14 protein-coding genes are annotated in these 19,045 nt (G+C 67.6%); 7 read left to right on the forward strand and 7 right to left on the reverse strand.

Annotated elements, in window-relative coordinates; all coding sequences use genetic code 11:
- Nucleotides 1-74: 74 nt before the first annotated feature.
- Genes ACIP5Y_RS38380 through ACIP5Y_RS38390 form a run of 3 tightly spaced genes read right to left on the reverse strand, consistent with a single transcriptional unit; the run spans nucleotide 75 to nucleotide 1,983 of the window.
- Nucleotides 75-746 (reverse strand): hypothetical protein, encoded by a 672-nt coding sequence (locus tag ACIP5Y_RS38380; protein WP_400357547.1) that lies wholly within the window; start codon nucleotides 744-746, stop codon nucleotides 75-77.
- 31 nt (nucleotides 747-777) lie between these two features.
- Complete coding sequence (locus tag ACIP5Y_RS38385; protein WP_400357549.1) at nucleotides 778-1,557, reverse strand: lysophospholipid acyltransferase family protein; 780 nt, start codon at nucleotides 1,555-1,557, stop codon at nucleotides 778-780.
- 60 nt (nucleotides 1,558-1,617) lie between these two features.
- On the reverse strand, nucleotides 1,618-1,983 hold the full coding sequence (locus ACIP5Y_RS38390) for a PPOX class F420-dependent oxidoreductase (protein WP_400357551.1): 366 nt from the start codon (nucleotides 1,981-1,983) through the stop codon (nucleotides 1,618-1,620).
- Between the two features lie 92 nt (nucleotides 1,984-2,075).
- Here ACIP5Y_RS38390 and ACIP5Y_RS38395 point away from each other — a divergent pair, with 92 nt between their 5' ends.
- Nucleotides 2,076-2,564, forward strand: a complete 489-nt coding sequence (locus tag ACIP5Y_RS38395; protein WP_400357553.1) for a winged helix-turn-helix transcriptional regulator — start codon at nucleotides 2,076-2,078, stop codon at nucleotides 2,562-2,564.
- Nucleotides 2,565-2,669: 105 nt separating this feature from the next.
- On the opposite strand, the gene ACIP5Y_RS38400 is transcribed toward ACIP5Y_RS38395, so the two are convergent.
- Together ACIP5Y_RS38400 and ACIP5Y_RS38405 are read right to left on the reverse strand one after the other, a co-directional pair.
- Nucleotides 2,670-2,879, reverse strand: a complete 210-nt coding sequence (locus ACIP5Y_RS38400) for a hypothetical protein (RefSeq protein WP_400357554.1) — start codon at nucleotides 2,877-2,879, stop codon at nucleotides 2,670-2,672.
- 151 nt (nucleotides 2,880-3,030) lie between these two features.
- Nucleotides 3,031-3,438, reverse strand: coding sequence for a hypothetical protein (locus ACIP5Y_RS38405; protein ID WP_400357555.1), 408 nt, complete (start codon nucleotides 3,436-3,438; stop codon nucleotides 3,031-3,033).
- A gap of 95 nt (nucleotides 3,439-3,533) precedes the next feature.
- Here ACIP5Y_RS38405 and ACIP5Y_RS38410 point away from each other — a divergent pair, with 95 nt between their 5' ends.
- Entirely contained in the window at nucleotides 3,534-3,893 is a 360-nt protein-coding gene (locus tag ACIP5Y_RS38410; RefSeq protein WP_400357557.1) for a hypothetical protein, read from the forward strand.
- Nucleotides 3,894-3,932: 39 nt separating this feature from the next.
- Nucleotides 3,933-4,937, forward strand: a complete 1,005-nt coding sequence (locus ACIP5Y_RS38415) for a methyltransferase (protein WP_400357558.1) — start codon at nucleotides 3,933-3,935, stop codon at nucleotides 4,935-4,937.
- On the opposite strand, the gene ACIP5Y_RS38420 is transcribed toward ACIP5Y_RS38415, so the two are convergent.
- Nucleotides 4,882-7,011 carry a prolyl oligopeptidase family serine peptidase gene (locus ACIP5Y_RS38420; protein ID WP_400357559.1) on the reverse strand — a complete coding sequence of 710 codons (2,130 nt, stop codon included), beginning with the start codon at nucleotides 7,009-7,011 and terminating at the stop codon, nucleotides 4,882-4,884. The genes ACIP5Y_RS38415 and ACIP5Y_RS38420 overlap by 56 nt on opposite strands.
- Before the next feature lie 364 nt (nucleotides 7,012-7,375).
- Between ACIP5Y_RS38420 and ACIP5Y_RS38425 the strand changes: the two genes are divergently transcribed.
- The 3 genes from ACIP5Y_RS38425 to ACIP5Y_RS38435 all read left to right on the forward strand — a co-directional run bounded on the left by ACIP5Y_RS38425 (nucleotide 7,376) and on the right by ACIP5Y_RS38435 (nucleotide 13,300).
- Nucleotides 7,376-10,819: a DNA-directed RNA polymerase subunit beta gene (locus ACIP5Y_RS38425; RefSeq protein ID WP_400357560.1), complete on the forward strand. Its 3,444-nt coding sequence runs from the start codon at nucleotides 7,376-7,378 to the stop codon at nucleotides 10,817-10,819.
- 133 nt (nucleotides 10,820-10,952) lie between these two features.
- Nucleotides 10,953-12,137 carry an acyl-CoA dehydrogenase family protein gene (locus ACIP5Y_RS38430; RefSeq protein WP_400357562.1) on the forward strand — a complete coding sequence of 395 codons (1,185 nt, stop codon included), beginning with the start codon at nucleotides 10,953-10,955 and terminating at the stop codon, nucleotides 12,135-12,137.
- A gap of 17 nt (nucleotides 12,138-12,154) precedes the next feature.
- Nucleotides 12,155-13,300 (forward strand): acyl-CoA dehydrogenase family protein, encoded by a 1,146-nt coding sequence (locus tag ACIP5Y_RS38435; RefSeq protein ID WP_400357564.1) that lies wholly within the window; start codon nucleotides 12,155-12,157, stop codon nucleotides 13,298-13,300.
- Nucleotides 13,301-13,352: 52 nt separating this feature from the next.
- Here the strand turns inward: ACIP5Y_RS38435 and ACIP5Y_RS38440 are convergent, their stop codons facing one another.
- A complete protein-coding gene (locus ACIP5Y_RS38440; RefSeq protein ID WP_400357565.1) occupies nucleotides 13,353-16,223 on the reverse strand; it encodes a BTAD domain-containing putative transcriptional regulator in 2,871 nt (956 codons plus the stop codon).
- Nucleotides 16,224-16,394: 171 nt separating this feature from the next.
- Here ACIP5Y_RS38440 and ACIP5Y_RS38445 point away from each other — a divergent pair, with 171 nt between their 5' ends.
- The gene (locus tag ACIP5Y_RS38445) at nucleotides 16,395-18,878 is read left to right on the forward strand and encodes an MFS transporter (protein WP_400358066.1); all 2,484 of its coding nucleotides are present in this window, start codon (nucleotides 16,395-16,397) and stop codon (nucleotides 18,876-18,878) included.
- Nucleotides 18,879-19,045: the final 167 nt, after the last annotated feature.

Raw genomic sequence — 19,045 nt, forward strand, 5'->3', positions numbered from 1 at the left:
CAATATGTTCGAGGCATAGCAAACTCTTGGCGAAACTGCGGGCTATCTAACCACAGCGGTGATCGGGACGGCCGTCAGAGCTCGCGGGCGCGTCCCAGCAGACCGAGTTCGGCTGCGCGCATCCCGATTTGGAATCGGGTCTGCACGCCGAGGCGATCCATGAGATCGGCGACATGCCGGCGGTAGGTGCGCAGCGACATGCCGAGGCGGCGGGCGGCGGCCTCATCGATGAGGCCGAGTTCGAGCGTGCGGAGCACTTTCCGCCCGGCCTCCCCGAGCTCGGCTCGTAGCGGATTCAGGTGATCGGTGAGTCCGCCGGCGGACTGCCAGGCGAGCACCGCGAATTGATGCAGCGCCCGCAACAGCGCGGGGTCGCGAATCAGATAGGCGTACGGCTGTTCGGCGCCGGCTCCGCTCCACAACACCGCCACTCGGCGATCCAGGATCAGCGCATTGTGGAAGTCATTGTCGGTGATCCGGATCTGAGCGCCGAGCGATGAATGCCGCAGCAACGGTTGGCGATCCCGCGTCTCCAGGTATCCGGGCGAATACAACAGCCGCACCTGTTTGCCGTGCGCCAGCAGATCGCCGACCACCAGCTGGCCGAGCCGCAGGTGATCATCCGATCGGGTGGGATTCGAAACGGCCACGACCGCTTCGCTTCTCACATGTTGCAGCAGTACCTGCACGTCTCGGTCCCAGTGGCCGTCCTGGCTGAACCGTACGATGCCGTCTTGCCTCATCATGTTCCCCTGATCGTGACGCCGCGCCGGAGTGTCAGGCGGTCCTGCGCGCTTTGCGTTCGGCGGCGGCGCGGCGGCGGGCCAGTTCTTCGCGGTCCAGCACCGTGGCCCGTTCCGGGGTGGGTGCGCTGCCGCCGAGGCGGACGGGCACCCAGGGGGCGCCCGGTGGTAGTTCGTAGCCCTGCTGGGCGCGGGTCAGCAGATCCGCCATGCGCGAATGCAGTTCGGCGGTCAGGGCGTCGGCTGCGGGGGTGGTGACCTCGGCGGCGGTGACGGCAATGGGCTCGCCGATCCGAATATGGATCGGGAAGTGATTGCGGCCGAGCTGTTTCGGGATGTCCTTGGTCCAGATGCGCTGGGCGCCCCAGATTGTCATGGGGACGATCGGGGCTCCCGATTCGATGGCCATGCGGGCCGCGCCGAATTTGAATTCCTTGAGTTCGAAGCTGCGGCTGATGGTCGCCTCCGGGTAGACCACCACGATCTCGCCGTCGCGGAGCGCCGTCACCGCGCGCTCATAGGATTCCGCGCCGTGCCGGCGGTCCACGCCGATCGCCTTGCAGTGCTTCATCAGCCAGCCGACGATGCCGTGCTCGAGCTCGGCCTTCATCATGTAGCGCACATTGCGGCCGGAGCGGCGGCCCACCAGGCCGACCTCCATGAAGTCCAGGTATGCGGTGTGGTTCACGGCCAGCACGGCGCCGCCGGTGCGTGGAATATGCTCCTGCCCGGCGATATCGACCCGCAGTCCTTGCGCCTTGAAGACGCCGTGGACCAGTCCGGTCAGCACATCGAATACGGGTTCGCGCACCATGCTCACAACACTCCTGTAGATCCGCCTGCCGCAGCCGGAGCCTATCGCACCGATTGGCCGCTATTCGGGGTCGATGAGGATCGCGACACGGTCCGCCTCGCGCGAATACGGGCCGCCGATGTATTTCTCCGCGATCCGGTCGACGATCGCCCAGCCCGCATCGCCGTCGATCCATTCGACGACCTTGCCGCGGATCATGATCGGCTGGAACGGGTTGTCCGGTGCGACCATTGACAGCGCGACCCGTGGATCACGCCGCAGGTTCCGCGCCTTGCGGGACTGCGGTCCGGTCAGGATCACGATCTGCTCGCCCTGCGTCCCGATCCAGATCGGAACGGCATGCGGTGCGCCGTCGGGCAGCACGGTGGCGAGATGGGCAATGGTCGGGCCGTCGAGAACGCGGCGTACTTCGGGATCGATGGTCATCGCTGAACCTCACGTGCTCGGACAGTGTTTGAGACTCACCGACCATAACAGCCAGAGTTCCCTAAAGGAACCCAACTGACTAGACTGAATCCATGCAGCGCACGAACTTCGGCGACATGGCCTGCTCGATCGCCCGCACCCTCGACGTAATCGGCGAACCCTGGTCCCCCCTGATCCTCCGAGACATCTGGGTAGGCATCACCCGCTTCGACCAAATCCAGTCCGACCTCGGCATCTCCCGAAAAGTCCTGACAGAACGCCTGAACCACCTGGTCGACTCCGGCGTCCTCGAGCGCCGCCCCTACGACCCCCGCCCCCGCCACGAATACACCCTGACCGAAAAAGGCACAGAACTAATAGACCTCCTGATGGTCATGGCCACCTGGGGCGACAAATGGCAATCCACCAACACAGGCCCCCCAGTCCTGTTCCGCCACCACACCTGCGGTCAAATCTCCACCCCCACCCTCCACTGCACCCACTGCAGCCAACCTATGCACGCCACCAACATCGACCACCTCCCCGGCCCCGGCGCCCCCACCCCACCCGTCAATCCGCCCAAGGCCCAGTTGGACGCGTGATCACCGGGAATCTATTGCGGCGTTCGTCGAGTAGGCACTTTCATAACCTCCCAGTGATCAACGGTCCAGCTTTAGTTGTGGGGCACACCAACCGAATCGCCGCGGTCAGCCTCGGATGGGGAGTCCGTCGAGGCGGGGGTCGTTGCTTCGGCAGATCCGGCGGCTGTCTTCGTATTTGACCTTGCCGCCGCGAGAGGCGTTGCAGTCCTGGGCGGTGACGGTCGACGGCCGGGCGCCGGCGGGTGCGGCGAGTGCGGGGATCACGGTGATCAATGCGGCAGCTACGAGGATGGGAAGGACGCGGAACTTGGTCAATTCTGGCCTCCGATAACCGATTGGTGTTCGAGGTCTGGACCTGGCGAGCGACACGAACCGGTCGGTTTCATTGCGCCGCAGTCCGACTCTATAGCACCGGGCCAGGCGAGGGTGCGTTCGATGTCGTGCGGCACGCTCGCCGCCAGCTGGGTCAATTGCTGCGCGAGGGCTTCTCGAACTCTGTCCTCCCGGTGATGTGTGCCGGCGAGGATCTCCTCCTGTAGGGCGGCAATGTGGTCCGCACGCTGAACAGCCAGCGCCCGGCATGCAGTGGGCCACAATCCGAATCACCCAGCCGATCGGCGAACAGCCGCGGCCAGTCGGTGTTTCGCCGGGACTCGTCCGCCCGCAGCGGAGCCACCGGCGACCGATACCCGGGCCGGCGCCGTACCCGCACCCCGCCCCAGTCCGCATCGACGCGCGCCAGCAGCACCGGCTTCCCGCACTGCCGCACCATCATTCGCCGACCGTCGGCGACCTCCATCCGCAACGGCGGCGGCCGCAACCCGCCACCGACGGTGTCGGCCACCGCCCCGTCCAGAGTCTCTCGAACCCCCATGAGAACAGGATCCTGCCCGGCCTCCCGTCCGAGGTCCACCGAGAATCGCGCCAACTCTACGATTCACCTACAAACAGCAAGGAGGCCGGACGCGCATGAGGATCGAGGAAGAAGGCACGAGCCGCCTCGTGCTGTGGGCGGTAGCCGCCTGGGGCGCCATCGCCGCAATCCTCTCCACTCCGCTCACCGCGGCCCTGATGGGTCTCATCTGGCGCTTCCCGATCCCCTTCGACGGCACCGCCGGCGGCCTGGCCGAAGCCGGCAATGCCGGGCTGGCCTCCATCTACTACCTGGTCATGGGCGAGGGCTTCCTCCTCGCAGCGCTGGGCGCCACCGCCGGTTACTTCATAGCCCGAGCCCTCACCCCCTACCTCCTGCGCCCCCTGATCCTCGCCATCCTCGCCTCCGCCGTCCTGTCCCTCCTCAGCGCCCTGGTCCTCGCGATCTTCGCCTGACGGCGGCGTGCCACGCGAGGCATGGCAGAGTGGATTGTCATGGGGTGGAACGACAATGACGTGGATGCGCTGCGGCGGATGGCGGGGCTGGCGACGCCGATGGTGTTGCGGGTCGCGGTGACATTGGGGCTGCCGGATCGGCTGCTCGGGCGTGGGGCTTTCGTCGAGGAGCTCGCGGTCGAGCTCGATGTCGCTCCCGGCGCGTTGGAGACGTTGCTCGAGCACCTCGAAACGTTCGGAGTTGTCGAACGCACCGTCACCGGGTTCGAGACGACTGCGTTCGGGGCCAACCTTCGCGTCGGGGCGGGCAATGGGTTGAACGATCTGCTGCATTCGGACACCGCGGGCGGTCGTGGGGAGCTCGCGTTCGTCGAACTCGCGCACAGCATCCGGACCGGTGCGGCTGCCTATCCATATCGGTACGGGCAGGACTTCTGGGCGGATCTGGCGGCGAATCCTGGCCTTCGGGTGGCGTTCGACCGGCAGATGACGAATCGGTTCCATGCGCAGATTCCGCGGATCGTCGCCGGTTTCGACTGGTCGAGGTTTGCCACCATCGTCGATGTCGGTGGCGGCCAAGGTGGTTTGCTCGCCGCGATCCTGGCTGCTCATCCGCGAATGCACGGGCATTTGGTCGATCTCGAAGCCACCGCCGCCGATGCCCGGGACACCTTCGATGCGCGGGATCTCGGCGAGCGGGCACAGGTAACGGCGGGGAGCTTCTTCGATCCGCTCCCGGCGGGCGCGGATGCCTATCTGCTGTTCGACATCCTGCACAACTGGGATGACGAGCACGCGCACCGCATCCTGAGCCGCTGTGCGGAGGCGGTGCGGCCGGAGGGGCGCGTGCTCGTCATCGAAGGAATCGGCGGGGTGCGGGCCGGGAGTGAGAGTGACCTGCAGATGCTCGTGATCTTCGGTGGGCGGGAGCGGCGGCTCGACGAGTTCCGCACACTCACCGCGCCGCATGGATTGGTCCTCGAGACCGTTACCGAGCTGACCGATCAACGTTGCCTGCTCGAATTCCGGCTTGCGGCAGGCTGATCGGCGGTTCGACGCCGTGCAGATGGCGGATCAGGAAATCCCAGCGGCGGCGGATCACGTAGGGGTGGGCATTGATGAAGTGATCCGCCCCGGGGACGATGATCAGATCGAAGTCCTTGTCGGCGGCGATGAGCCGGTCCACCAGGCGCAGTGTGTGTTGCAGGGTGACATTCTGGTCGAGTTCGCCGTGCATCAGCAGCAGTTTGCCGCTCAGCCGGTCCGCGATATCGAGATTCGCGCTCTGCCGGTAGGTCTCGTCGTCGTACGGGCCGTCGTAGCTTTCGCCGAAGAACTGGTGGTAGATGCGCGGATCGTGGTCGCCGGATTCGGCGACGCCGACGGTGTAGAAGCCGGGATGGGCGCAGAGGGCGCGCACGGTGGCGTAGCCGCCGCCCGAGTGGCCGGTCGCGCCGACGCGGTCCAGGTCCAGCCAGGGTCTGGTCCGCGCCAGTTCCCGGATGGCGGCGATGTGATCGTCGAGACCGCCTGCGTCGCCGAGGCGTCCATAAGAAGCGTCGTGAAAGGCTTTGTCCCGCCCGGGAGTTCCGCGTCCGTCGATGGCGACGACCGCGAACCCGAGCGCCGCGAGCGCCTCGGCCTCCGGGCCAGACATGCCCTGCGCGAAACCCGGTGAGACGCGGGTGGTGTGCGGACCCGGGTAGAGGTGATCGATGATCGGGTAGCGGCGCCGCGGATCGAAATCGTGTGGCAGATAGAGCAGGCCGTAGATGTCGGTGCTGCCGTCGGCGGCGGTGGCGCGGAAGCGCTCCGGTGGCCGCCAGCCGAGCTCACGCAGCCGGGAGAGGTCGGCCCGCTCCAATTCGACGAGCAGCTTGCCGTCCCAGTCGCGCACGCTGATCACCGGCGGCGTATCGGTGGCCGAGGCGGAGTCCACGAAGTACTCCTCGTGCGCGGGCACGGTCACCTCGTGATCGAGGTCGTCATCACCGATGCGGGTGAATCCGGTGCCGTCCAGCGCGATTCGGCACACCTGGCGGCGGTACGGGTCAGCGGCGATCAGGCCCGCCGCCAGGAAGTGGACCACCCGCTCGTCCTCGTCGACCCGGAGAATCTGCTCGACGACGTACCCGCCGGCGGTGACCTGCACCGGTGCCGCGCCGGTGCCGGTGCGGTAGTGGTAGAGGTGGCCCCAGCCGTCGCGCTGTGAGAACCAGAGCGTGGACTGCCCGTTGTCGAACACCCGGACCGTCGGTGTACGCATCATCCACTGCGTGGGCTCGACCCGGGTGTCACCGTGTTCTTCGATCAGGGTGCGGACCTCGCCGGTGCCTGGATCGATCCGGTTCAGCCGCAGGGTGCGGAGATCGGGCGCGGACTCGAGGTAGTAGACGGCCGAACCATCACGCTCCCACCACACCCGCCCGGTGAGAATCGGCGAAACATAGGACATGCGCAGCGGTTCGGCCTGCACCCGGGTCACCGTGCGGGTACCGATATCGATGATCGTCAGCTCGCCCTGCGGCGTCGCCGTATCGCCGGGCACGGAGTCGCGCATGGTGATCAAGGTGGGCCGCCCGCCGCCCGGTGGCGCCGATTCCACCAGATGCACCGCGGCCACATCCCGTTCGTCGGTGCGATGGGTGAGCAGCTTGGTCGAGTCCGGCGACCACACCACCGCGGGCGGCAGTTCGGGGAGACCGGCGGCGCGCAGCATGACGAACGGGGTGAACGCACTCGGCGGGGCGGCGTAGCCGTGATCCGGTGTGCCATCGGTGGTCAGGGCGAATTCCTCGGTGCCGGCCGCGGAACGTAACCACAGGTCGTCTCCGCGCCGGAAGACCAGCCATTTCCCGTCCGGGGAAGGCACTTCCAGTGGTGTCGGCGGCCGCCCGTCCGTCGCGGCCGGAGCCTCGTCGGCCGGTTCGCGCGTGCCCGCGCGGGGGTCCACCAGGAAGTGCTGGACACCGTCCCGGTCCTGTTTCGAATACCGGAAGCGATGGTCGCCGGTGAGCCATGCGGGGCGTACGGTGTCACCGGATACGAGCTGGGAGCGGTTGTGCCGCAACAACTGCTCCGCTGTGCGATAGGACAGCATGAGAGGTGAGTCGGTCATACGCCGAGCCTTGTCCTCGGGCGTGGGTTCGTCGACTCATTTACCTCTCGGATCTGCCTGTGGCTCAGGGCATCTGGGGTACGCGCTAATCGGCTTGACGAATCGTCGCGGGGGATGGCATTATTGATGTGGGAAGACACGGAATTCGAGTGTCTATTTTCTTGCGCCTCTCGACTTCTGTTGACTATGGGTGTAATTTGAGACTTCGCGCCTGAACCGGGTGCTGTCCGACTCTCGAAATGCGAATGACCGTGGAAGGTCGCATTGTCTGCATGCGGTTTTCACTCGTTGTTGTCGAGTCATGTTCCGGGCGGTGGTCGGTGGGCGCGGCGTAGGAAATTACGGCCACAGGACAGGACGCATCTTGGCTTTCTCGACTAGGCGGGTCTCGTTCGCCAAACTCCGTGAGCCCCTGGAGGTTCCGGGACTGTTGCAGGTTCAGACCGACTCGTTCGACTGGCTGATCGGGGCCCCGGGCTGGGCGGAACGGGCGGCCGCACGCGGGGATACGCGCATGAGTGGGCTGGCGGAAGCACTCGCGGAGCTCAGCCCGATCGAGGACTACGCCGGCACCATGTCGCTGACGTTGTCCGAACCTCGATTCGAGGAGCACAAGTCCTCGATCGAGGAGTGCAAGGACAAGGACATGACCTACGCGGCGCCGTTGTTCGTCACCGCGGAGTTCATCAACAACACCACGGGGGAGATCAAGTCCCAGACCGTCTTCATGGGTGATTTCCCGATGATGACCGATATGGGCACCTTCATCATCAATGGCACCGAGCGCGTGGTCATTTCGCAGCTGATCCGCTCGCCCGGCGTCTACTTCGACGAGAGCATCGACAAGACCACCGAGAAGACCCTCTACTCCGCGCGCGTCATCCCCTCGCGGGGCGCGTGGCTGGAGTTCGATATCGATAAGCGCGACACCGTCGGCGTGCGCATCGACCGCAAGCGCCGGCAACCGGTCACCGTGCTGCTCAAGGCGCTCGGCTGGACCGCCGAGCAGATCACCGAGCGTTTCGGTTTCTCCGAGGTCATGATGACCTCGCTGGCGAAGGACAACACCCCCGGCACCGACGAGGCGCTGCTCGACATCCACCGCAAACTGCGCCCTGGCGAACCGCCGACCAAGGAATCCGCGCAGCATCTGCTGGAGAACCTGTTCTTCAAGGAGAAGCGCTACGATCTGGCCCGCGTCGGCCGGTACAAGGTCGACAAGAAGCTGGGCATCCACACCGGCGAAGCCGTCGGCTCCCCGGTCCTCACCGAAGAGGACCTCGCCACCATCGTCGAATACCTGCTGCGCCTGCACCTGGGGGAGCGGATGATGACCGCGCCCGGCGGCATCGAGGTCCCGGTCGAGGCCGACGATATCGACCACTTCGGCAATCGCCGGGTGCGCACCGTCGGCGAGCTGATCCAGAATCAGCTGCGACTGGGCCTGTCCCGCATGGAACGCGTTGTGCGCGAGCGCATGACGACCCAGGATATCGAGGCCATCACCCCGCAGACACTGATGAACATCCGCCCGGTGGTGGCGGCCATGAAGGAGTTCTTCGGCACCTCGCAGCTGTCGCAGTTCATGGATCATCGCAATCCGCTCTCGGGTCTGACCCATAAGCGCCGGCTCTCGGCGCTGGGCCCGGGTGGTTTGAACCGGGAACGCGCCAGCCTCGAGGTCCGCGATGTGCACTACAGCCATTACGGCCGGATGTGCCCGATCGAAACGCCCGAGGGCCCGACCATCGGCCTCATGGGCTATCTATCGGTGTACGCGCGGGTCAACCCGTTCGGCTTCCTGGAGACGCCGTACCGCCGCGTGGTCGACGGCATTGTCACCGACGAGGTCGACTACCTCTCCGCGGACGAGGAGGACCTGCACGTCGTGGCGCAGGCCAATGAGCCGCTGACGGCCGCGGGCCGCTTCGTCGCCGATCGAATCACGGTGCGGCGCAAGAACTCCGAGCTCGAGATCGTCGACGCCGCCGATATCGACTATATGGACGTGTCACCGCGCCAGATGGTGTCGGTGGCCACCGCCATGATCCCGTTCCTCGAGCACGACGACGCCAACCGTGCCCTCATGGGCGCGAACATGCAGAAGCAGGCCGTGCCGCTCATCCGCTCGGAGTCCCCGCTGGTGGGCACCGGTATGGAACTGCGCGCCGCGGTCGATTCCGGCGATGTCGTGGTGAACGAGAAAGCCGGTGTGGTGGAGGAGGTTTCGGCCGATTTCATCACCGTGATGGCAGACGACGGCACCCGGAAGTCATACCGGCTCCGCAAGTTCGAGCGTTCGAATCAGGGCACGTGTGCCAACCAGCGTCCGATCGTGGACGAGGGCATGCGGGTGGAGGCCGGTCACGTGCTGGCCGATGGTCCGTGCACCGAGAACGGTGAGATGGCGCTGGGCAAGAACCTGCTGGTGGCGATCATGCCGTGGGAGGGCCACAACTACGAGGACGCGATCATCTTGTCGCAGCGTCTCGTGGAAGAGGATGTGCTGACCTCGATTCACATCGAGGAGCACGAGATCGATGCTCGTGACACCAAGCTCGGTGCCGAGGAGATCACCCGTGATATCCCGAATGTCTCCGATGAGGTCCTCGCGGACCTCGACGAGCGTGGCATCGTGCGTATCGGCGCGGAGGTCCGTGACGGTGACATCCTGGTCGGTAAGGTCACCCCGAAGGGTGAGACCGAGCTGACCCCCGAGGAGCGCCTGCTGCGCGCGATCTTCGGTGAGAAGGCCCGCGAGGTCCGCGACACCTCGCTGAAGGTGCCCCACGGTGAGTCGGGCAAGGTCATCGGTGTGCGCGTGTTCTCGCGTGACGATGATGATGATCTGCCCCCGGGTGTGAATGAGCTTGTGCGCGTTTATGTTGCGCAGAAGCGCAAGATCCAGGACGGCGACAAGCTGGCCGGCCGCCACGGTAACAAGGGTGTCATCGGCAAGATCCTGCCCGTCGAGGACATGCCGTTCCTGCCGGATGGCACGCCGGTCGACATCATCCTGAACACCCACGGTGTGCCGCGTCGTATGAACATCGGCCAGATCCTCGAGACCCATCTCGGCTGGATCGGCAAGACCGGCTGGAACATTCGGCTCACCGACGGCGCCCGCCCGGACTGGGCGCGGCGCCTGCCCGAGGAGCTGCTGTCCGCGGCGCCGGACACGAATCTCGCGACGCCCGTCTTCGACGGCGCCCGCGAGGAGGAACTGTCCGGACTGCTCGCCTCGACCCTGCCCAACCGGGACGGCGAGGTCGTCGTAGGTGCGGACGGCAAGGCGACCCTGTTCGACGGTCGCACCGGTGAGCCGTTCCCGTATCCGGTCGCGGTCGGCTACATGTACATCCTGAAGTTGCACCACCTGGTGGATGACAAGATTCACGCGCGTTCGACCGGTCCGTACTCGATGATCACGCAGCAGCCGCTGGGTGGTAAGGCGCAGTTCGGTGGTCAGCGTTTCGGTGAGATGGAGTGCTGGGCCATGCAGGCCTACGGCGCCGCGTACACGCTGCAGGAGTTGCTCACCATCAAGTCCGATGACGTGGTGGGTCGTGTGAAGGTGTACGAGGCGATCGTCAAGGGCGAGAACATTCCGGAGCCCGGTATTCCGGAGTCGTTCAAGGTGCTCTTGAAGGAACTCCAGTCGCTGTGCCTCAACGTGGAGGTGCTGTCGGCGGGCGCGGTGACCCAGCTCCAGCGCGCTGACGATGACGACTTCGACCGCACGGCGTCGAATCTCGGAATCACGCTGTCCCGCAACGAATCGGCGTCGATCTCGGATCTGTCGGGCTGAGTATGCTCGGCGCGCGGCCCCGCACTACTTGTGCGGGGCCGCGCGGCAACAGCGGTGCCGTTCGATGGCAAGAGGTGTGGCAGCTTCCTGCCAGTCGGCGGGTTTGCGGCGAAACGGTTCCTAGTTTCGGTGCATGCACATCAGTTTCACCGACGAGCAGGAGCGGTTGCGTAAGCAACTGCGGGAGTACTTCGCCGACCTCATGACTGCGGAGGTACGTGACCGGATACGGTCCGGACCGGGAGGGGAGCACGGGGACGGCACGGCGTACAAGGAAATCGTGCGCCGGCTGGGGCACGACGGGTGGCTGACACTCGGCTGGCCGGAGGAATTCGGGGGACAGGGCCGGTCCATGGTGGACCAGCTGATCTTCACCGACGAGGCCGCCGCGGCCGGAGTGCCGCTACCGTATCTGACGGTGAACACGGTGGGCCCGACCATCATGCGCTACGGGACCGCCGCCCAGAAGGCTTCTTTTCTGCCCAGGATCGCGCGGGGCGAATTGCATTTCTCCATCGGCTATTCCGAGCCGGAAGCCGGCACCGATCTGGCCTCGCTGCGCACCCGCGCGGTTCGCGACGGCGGCGAGTACGTCATCAATGGCGAGAAGATGTGGACCAGCCTCATCGAATACGCCGATTACGTATGGCTCGCCGCCCGCACCGATCCGGCCGCGGGCAAACACGGCGGACTGTCCATCTTCATCGTTCCGACTGCGACACAGGGATTTTCGTGGACCAAGGTGCACACCATGGCCGCGGTCGGCACCAGCGCCACCCACTACGAGGATGTCCGGGTGCCCGCCGAGAACCTGGTGAGCGGGGAGAACCAGGGCTGGCGCTTGATCACCAATCAGCTCAATCACGAACGCGTGGCGCTGAGTTCCGCCGCACCGCTACAGGAGTCGCTGCGGCAGGTGCGTGAGTGGGCGCAGCGCACCGCGCTGCCGGACGGGTCGCGCGTACTGGACGCCGAATGGGTGCGGCTGCATCTGGCGCGGGTGCACGCGCACGCCGAATACCTGAAGCTGCGCAACTGGCGCACCGCCTGGGCGGCCGACGCCGGTGAACTCGGTCCGGCCGAGGCCTCGGCCACCAAGGTGTTCGGCACCGAATTCGCCACCGAGGCCTACCGTTTGCTGATGGAGGTGCTGGGCGCGGAGGCCATTGTGCGCGCCGACTCCCCGGGCGCACTGCTGCGCGGCCGCATCGAACGCTTCCACCGCTCCTCGCTGATCCTGACCTTCGGCGGCGGCGTGAACGAGGTACAGCGCGACATCATTGCCAAATCCGCCCTCGGCCTGCCCGTCAGCCGCTGATTTCCCAGGAGACCGAGATGGATTTCGACTACACCGAAGCGCAGCAGGATCTTTCGGGACTGGCCCGCGCGCTGTTCGCGGACTGGACCGGGTACAACCCGCGACCCGATACCACCGGATTCGACCGGGCGCTGTGGCGCGCCATGGCGGCCGCCGGGCTGCTCGAAGCCGCCCTCCCGGAACGGGTGGGCGGCAATGGATTCGGGCTGCTGGAACAGTGCAGCATCCTGACCGAGATCGGCTGGAGCGTCGCACCCGCGCCCTACGCCACCGGTATCGCGGTGGCGGCCGCCACGATCGGGGAGTTCGGCGACGACGAGCAGGTCACGCGCTGGGTGCGGCCGGTACTGCGAGGAGAGGCGACCATCGCTCCGGCGCTGGCGGGGAGCGCGGTGGCCTTCGAAGGATCCGCACAGCCGAACGGCTTGCTGCTCAATGGCATCCAACCGGTGGTCGCCGCGGGCGCCTTCGCGGAGACCTTCCTGGTCGAAGTCCGTGCGGGCGCCCGGTCGGTGCTCGCTCTGGTCGACCGCGACACCGAGGGGCTGACCGTCACCGGACAACACGTCGTGAACGGCACCGACGCCGCCGTCCTCGAACTGCGCGATGCGCCGGTCACCGAGGCCGGTTTGATCCGTGTCCCCGGCGCCGCCGAATGGGCCCGCCGCCGCGCCACACTCGCCACGTGCGCCCTGCAACTGGGCATACTGGCCCGCGCTCTCGAATTGACCTGCGAATACGCCCGCGCCAGAAAACAGTTCGACAAGCCCATCGGCTCGTTCCAGGCCGTGCGGCAGCGGCTCGCCGACGCCTATATCGACGTGGAGGCCGTGCGACTGACGCTGTGGCAGGCGGCCTGGCGAGAACAGCAGGGCCTGCCCGCGGAGATGGAGATCGCGGTGGCCAAATTCTGGGCGGCGCAGGCCGGGCACCGGGTGGCGCACACCGCCGTGCACGTCCATGCAAGTACCGGCATCTACCTGGACTATCCGATGCAGCGCTACTTCACCGCGGCCAAACGCGCGGAGTTCGAGGGCGGTTCGGGCACCGCGCAACTGCGCCGGATCGGTGACCTGCTGGCCGACCATGCGGCGCGTGCGGACCCCTCGTACGCACGCGGCATGACCGCACCCGACGCCACCGGCATGTCTCGCCGATCGTGACGTTGCCGCCTACCCTGCCAGGCGTGAATAAACAGCGAATAAACGTTCGCTGTCAGGAGATCGGGCCCGGTACGTAGAGGCTGTCCAGCGTCGGCGCGGGCAGACCGGCGCGGCGGAATATCGCCGCGGCCCCGGCCTGCTCGCGCTCGGCGTCCCGCTGCTCGCCCCGCGCCGCGAGCACGGCCGCGTGCACCACCATGGCGCGGGCGCGGTCCAGCGGGTCCGCGGCCTTGCGCAGCAGGTCCGTGGCCTGCGCGGCCTCCTGTTCGGCGGTGGCGAGATCACCCGCGCGCAGATTGATCTGGGCCAGCCGGGTGCGGGCCCAGCCCTCCCAGAGCCGGATGCCATTGTGCCGGGCCAGTTCCACGGCCGCGGCGGCCAATTCCAGCGCCGCCGCGTGCTCGCCGAGCATGGACCGGGTGGCCGCCAGCTCGTGCGTGGCCCAGCCGCGGGCGACCGGATTGCTGGATTTGTCGGCCAGTTCGATGGCTCGGGCCGCCACCGCGAGCGCCTCCTCGTACTGGCCGGACTCACACAGCGTCCGGGTGGCCAGCGCGAGAATCCACGCCTCCAGTGAGAGATCGCCCAGCGACCGGGTCAGCGCCACCGCGTTGGCGTAGTGCCGGTGCGAGTCCTTGGTATTGCCCAGCCGCCGGTCCGCGACCCCGAGCAGGATCTCGGCCAGCAGCTGCAGCCGCCGATCGATGTAGTCGGCGGGCTGGGAAAGGGGCTGCAGGAACTCGAGACTCGCCGCCACCTCGCCGAGTCCCACCAGCAGCATGGCCCCGATCGCCACCCGCAGGCGGCGCACGCTGCCGGTGTCGTGCGCCGCGATCGCGGTGTGCAGCAGCGCCTTCAGACTGTCGCCGAGCTCGCGGGCCCAGGTGCCGGCATCCATGAATTCGGCCATCACCCAGGCGAGATCGGCGGCCACGGCGACGGATCGGCCACCGACCCGCGCGGCCTGCCGGTGCAGGGCGATGACCGCCGGGCGCTCGAGATCGTTCCAGAGCTGACCGTCGGCGCCGGTGGCGAAGACGTGCCCCGGCACGGTGGTCGGCACCAGGTGCAGCGAGGTATTGCTGTATTCCAGTGTGCTGAAAAGGTTTTTGGCGCTCGCCAGGTAGTAGTCGAGCAGCCGGGCCAGCACGGCGCTCTCCTCTTCGCCGGGCAGCCCGCGCGCGAACAGCCGCAGCAGATCATGGAAGCGGTAGCGGCCGGGCGCGGTGGTCTCCAGCAGACTCAGATCCACCAGTGACTCACACAGGTATTCGGCCTGCGCCACCGGCACGCCCAGCACCGCGGCCGCGCCGTCCAGCGGAAAATCCGGCACCTCGGCGCGCGCCAAGGTGCGCAGGGCCCTGGCCTGTTCGGAGCGCAGCTGGGCGTAGCCGATGTGGAAGGCCGCGGCGAGCGTGAGATCGCCCGTTTGCAGGACCTCCAGGCGCTGACCCTCGTCGGCCAGCCGATCGGCCAGCGAGGCGATGGACCATTGCGGTCGCACCGCCAGCCGCGCCCCGACAATGCGCACCGCCAGCGGCAGGAACGCGCACAGGTCCACAATGGCGTAGGCCGCAATGCGTTCGGCCGCAACCCTTTCCACGCCGACAATGCGGGTCAGCAGAGTCATGGCCTCCTCGCGCTCGAGCACATCGAGGCGGGTGCGCCGCACCGCGGGCAGTTCGGTGAGCGCCGAGCGGCTGGTGATGAGGACCGCGGTGCCCGGGGTGCCCGGCAACAGCTGACGCACCTGGGCGCTGTCGCGGGCATTGTCCAGGACCACCAGAATCCGCTTGTCGGACACCAGGGTTCGCAATTGTGCGGCGCGTTCGTCGACGGCCTGGGGGATATCGCCCTCGGCCACACCGAGCGCGCGCAGGAAGCCGCCGAGGGCATCGCCGGGGGATACGGGTGCGGCATCGGCCCCGCGCAGGTTCACATACAGCTGGCCGTCCGGGAACCGGTCGCGCACCCGATGCGCGACATGCAGTGCGAGGGTGGTCTTGCCCACGCCGCCCATCCCGGCGAGCGCGGAGATGGCGACCGTGCCGCCGGCGCCGGTCAGCTCGGCGGCGATCTCCGCGGCGGCCCGCGAGCGGCCGGTGAAATCGGCTATGTCGGGCGGCAATTGGGCCGGGGTGTGCACGGCGCGCGCGGGCCGCAGGACGGGCGGCAGTTCCGCGCGCAGGATGCGCGCGTGCACCTCGGTGAGTTCCGGGCCTGGTTCTACGCCGACGCCGTCGACCAGTGCGCGGCGCGCGCGGGCGTACTCCTCGAGCGCCTCGGCCTGCCGCCCGCCGTGATAGAGGGCCGTCATGAGCAGCACGCGGAAGCGCTCGCGCAGTGGATGTTCCTGAATGAGCGGCCCGAGTTCGGCCACCGCCTCGGCGCCGCGGCCGATTTGGATGTCCAGGGCGAGGCGGTCTTCGAGAATGGCGAGCCGCCACTGTTCCAGCCGCGCCCGCTGCCGTTCCGCGAACGGGCCGGGCAGCCCGCCCAGTGCCGCGCCTTCGAAGGTGGACAGGGCCGCGATGAGGGTCGCGCGGGCGGCGGCCGGATCGTCGTCGCGCAGTCGTTCGGCGGTCTGCACCTGCGTCTCGACCCGGTCGATATCGGTGCCGCCCGGCGGCAGCCGCAGGGCATAGCCGTCGCCGATGGAGACCAGCAGGGTGGACGGCCCGCGATTCACGCGGTCGGGTTCCAGTTCGCGCCGCAGCTTGGCCACGTGGGTGCGCAGCGCGGGCACCGCGCGCAATACCGGGTCCTCACCCCAGATGCCCTCGACCAATTCGGCTGCGGTGACCGCCTTGCCCCCGCGCAGCAAAAGGGCCGCGAGCACCGCGCGCCGCTGCGGCGGACCCAGATCCAAGGGCCGGTCCCCGCGCCATGCGCGGACCTCGCCCAGTACGGCAAACCTCAACAAACCGACCTCCCCGTCCGGGAGTTTAGAGGGACACCATCACCGTCACATTTCAGCGGGGGCCGCATCGGCAAAACCGCCGAGCCGCCTGCTGTTCATATCCGCCGCGACGCGCCGACACCGAAAGTTCCGAGGCGGGTCGGGGCCGGGAAGTAGCCTGAGCCGGTGGCGACCATGAACGACGCGCCGGCCAGGACGAGACGGCCGGGCATCGCCTTGGCCACGGTCACCGCGGTCCTGTTCGTCACCTTCCTCGACACCACCGTGGTGAGCGTCGCGCTCGCCGATATCCGCTCCGAACTCAGCACCGACGTCATGCTGCTGCAATGGGTCGTCAATGCCTACACACTGGTGTTCGCGAGCCTCATGCTGGCCGCCGGATCACTGGGCGACCGGTGGGGGCGCAAACGGGTGATGATCGCCGGACTGGCCATCTTCTGCGCGGGATCGGTGCTCTCGGCCCTGGCGACCAGCGTGCCCATGCTCATCGCCGGCCGCGCGGTCATGGGTGTCGGGGCGGCGGCCTCCGAACCCGGCACGCTGTCGGTGCTGCGGCAGATCTTTCCCGAGGCCCGGACACGCGCCAAGGCGCTGGGCGTCTGGGCGGCGGTATCCGGCCTCGCGCTCGCGGCCGGTCCCGTGCTCGGCGGTGTGCTGGTCGGCGCCTACGGATGGCGCTCGGTGTTCTGGTTCAACCTGGTGATCGGGGTGGTGGTGCTCGCCGCCGCACTGCGGTACGTACCGGAAAGCGCCGATCCGCGACCCGGATCCATCGATTGGGGCGGGTTCCTGCTCGGGCCGGTGTTCCTGGGTTGCCTGATCTACGCCGCCATCTCGGGGGAGGACCGCGGCTACGGCTCGCCCGCGGTGATCGGGCTGTTCGTACTCGGCGGACTGGCCTTCCTCGCCTTCGTCGCGGTCGAGACGCGAGTCCGCAACCCGGTGTTCGACTTTCGCTACCTGCGGCTGCCGCCGGTGCGCAGCGCGCTGGTGGTCGCCTTCGCCGTGTACTTCGGAGTCTTCTCGATCTTCTTCTTCACCGCGCTGTATCTGCAGGTGATGATCCACTATTCGGCCGGGCGCACGGCGGCGGTGTTCGCGCCCATGGCCGTGGCCATCATGGTGGGTGCGCTGGGCGCGGGATTCTGGGTGGCGCGCACCGATGCCCGCGCACCGATGGTCACCGGCTGCGTGGTGGGCGCGGCGGGCATCCTGCTGACCCGCCATTCGCTCGACGGCACAGTGCAATTCGGGCCATTGGCGGCCACGCTCGCGGTCGCCGGGCTCGGCTTCGGCATCGCCGTCGTACCGCTGACCTCCGCGGTGCTGACCGGGGTACCCGCCGAGCATTCGGGCATGGCGGCCGCCGCCACCAACACCATGCGCCAGGTCGGTGCGGCCGTCGGCGTCGCCGTGCTCGGGTCACTGGTGAATGCGTTCCTGACCGCCGACCTGAAGACGCGGCTGACTCAGCTCGGGCTGCCGGACAGCCTGCAGCCCATTGCCATCGATGCCGTCGAGCGCGGACGCATACCCTCCGGGATCGACCTGGCCACCGAACTGAAATACGCCTCGAAGGTGAGCGAGGTGCTGCGGACCGCCACCGCCGCCTTCCACCACGGACTCGATGTGGCACTGCTGGTTTCGGCGCTCATCATCCTGGCCGCGGCCGCGTACACCGTGCTCACTCTCAGCGGTGCGGGCGACTCGGCCCAGTGGTGGCGGGAGTTACCGCCGGCCGCCGGTGCGTTCGTCATGGCCACCGGAATCCTGTCCGTCGGGCTGCATCTCACCGGATACGACACGGCCTCATTGGTCGCGCTGGTGCTCGCGGCGCTCGTATGGGTGGTACTGGCAGGCGATTTCGCCTATCGACTCTTATGGAGCCACGATCGGTGGGAGACGGAGGCGGACACTCCGCCGGCACTGACCGCCGTGGCCGCGACCACCGTGCTCGGCACCCGGATCTCCCTGCTGGGCTGGCATTTCGTGGCCACCGCGCTGCTCGTCGTGGCGGCGGTGCTGTGGCCGGTGCTGCTGGTCCTGGTGATCCGGCATTGGCAGCGGCGAATGCCGGGTGCGGCGTTCCTGGTCTGCGTCTCGACCCAAGGTCTGGCGGTATTGGCGGCCACTCTCGCGGCGGCCGGTGTCGGCGACTGGCTGATCGTGGCGGCGCTGGTGTGCTTCGTGCTCGGACTGGTGCTGTACCCGCTGGCCTTCACCCATTTCGACGTCACGCAGATCTGGCGCGACGCGGGGGACCAGTGGGTCATGACCGGCGCGCTCGCCATCTCGGCGCTGGCGGGGGCGAAACTCGTTGCCTGGCAACACTGGACGGGAACGCCGCACACGATTCTGCGGGCGGTGACGCTGGCGCTGTTCGCGGCGAATCTCGTGCTGTACGTGATACTGGTTGTGGCCGAGGTGATCCGGTTCCGGCCGGGCTACAACGTGCGTCGCTGGGCCACCGTGTTCCCGCTCGGCATGACGGCCGCCGCGGCACTGTCGACCGGTGCGGCCCTGCACCTGCACTGGGCGCAGACGCTCGGGAAGGTGCTGCTGGCGGTGGCCGTGGCGGTCTGGGTGCTGATCTTCGCCGAGTTCGTGGCCGGCCGCCTCACTGCGTCGAGTGCCGCCGCTGAGCCTTCGCGAATATAGCTGGCGCCGAGCCTTCGCGAAAATAACTGGCGCTGAGCCCTCGCGAAAATAACTGGCGCAGCACGGCTCCCACGCGGCAGTATGTCCCGCATGTTCTCGCAGTCCATCGCCGCATTCCCCGCAGTCGCGGGCGCGATGGCTGCGCTCCACCTCCCTGCGCTTGCCCT

The organism is Nocardia sp. NPDC088792 (assembly GCF_044750615.1).
Lineage (GTDB): Bacteria > Actinomycetota > Actinomycetes > Mycobacteriales > Mycobacteriaceae > Nocardia.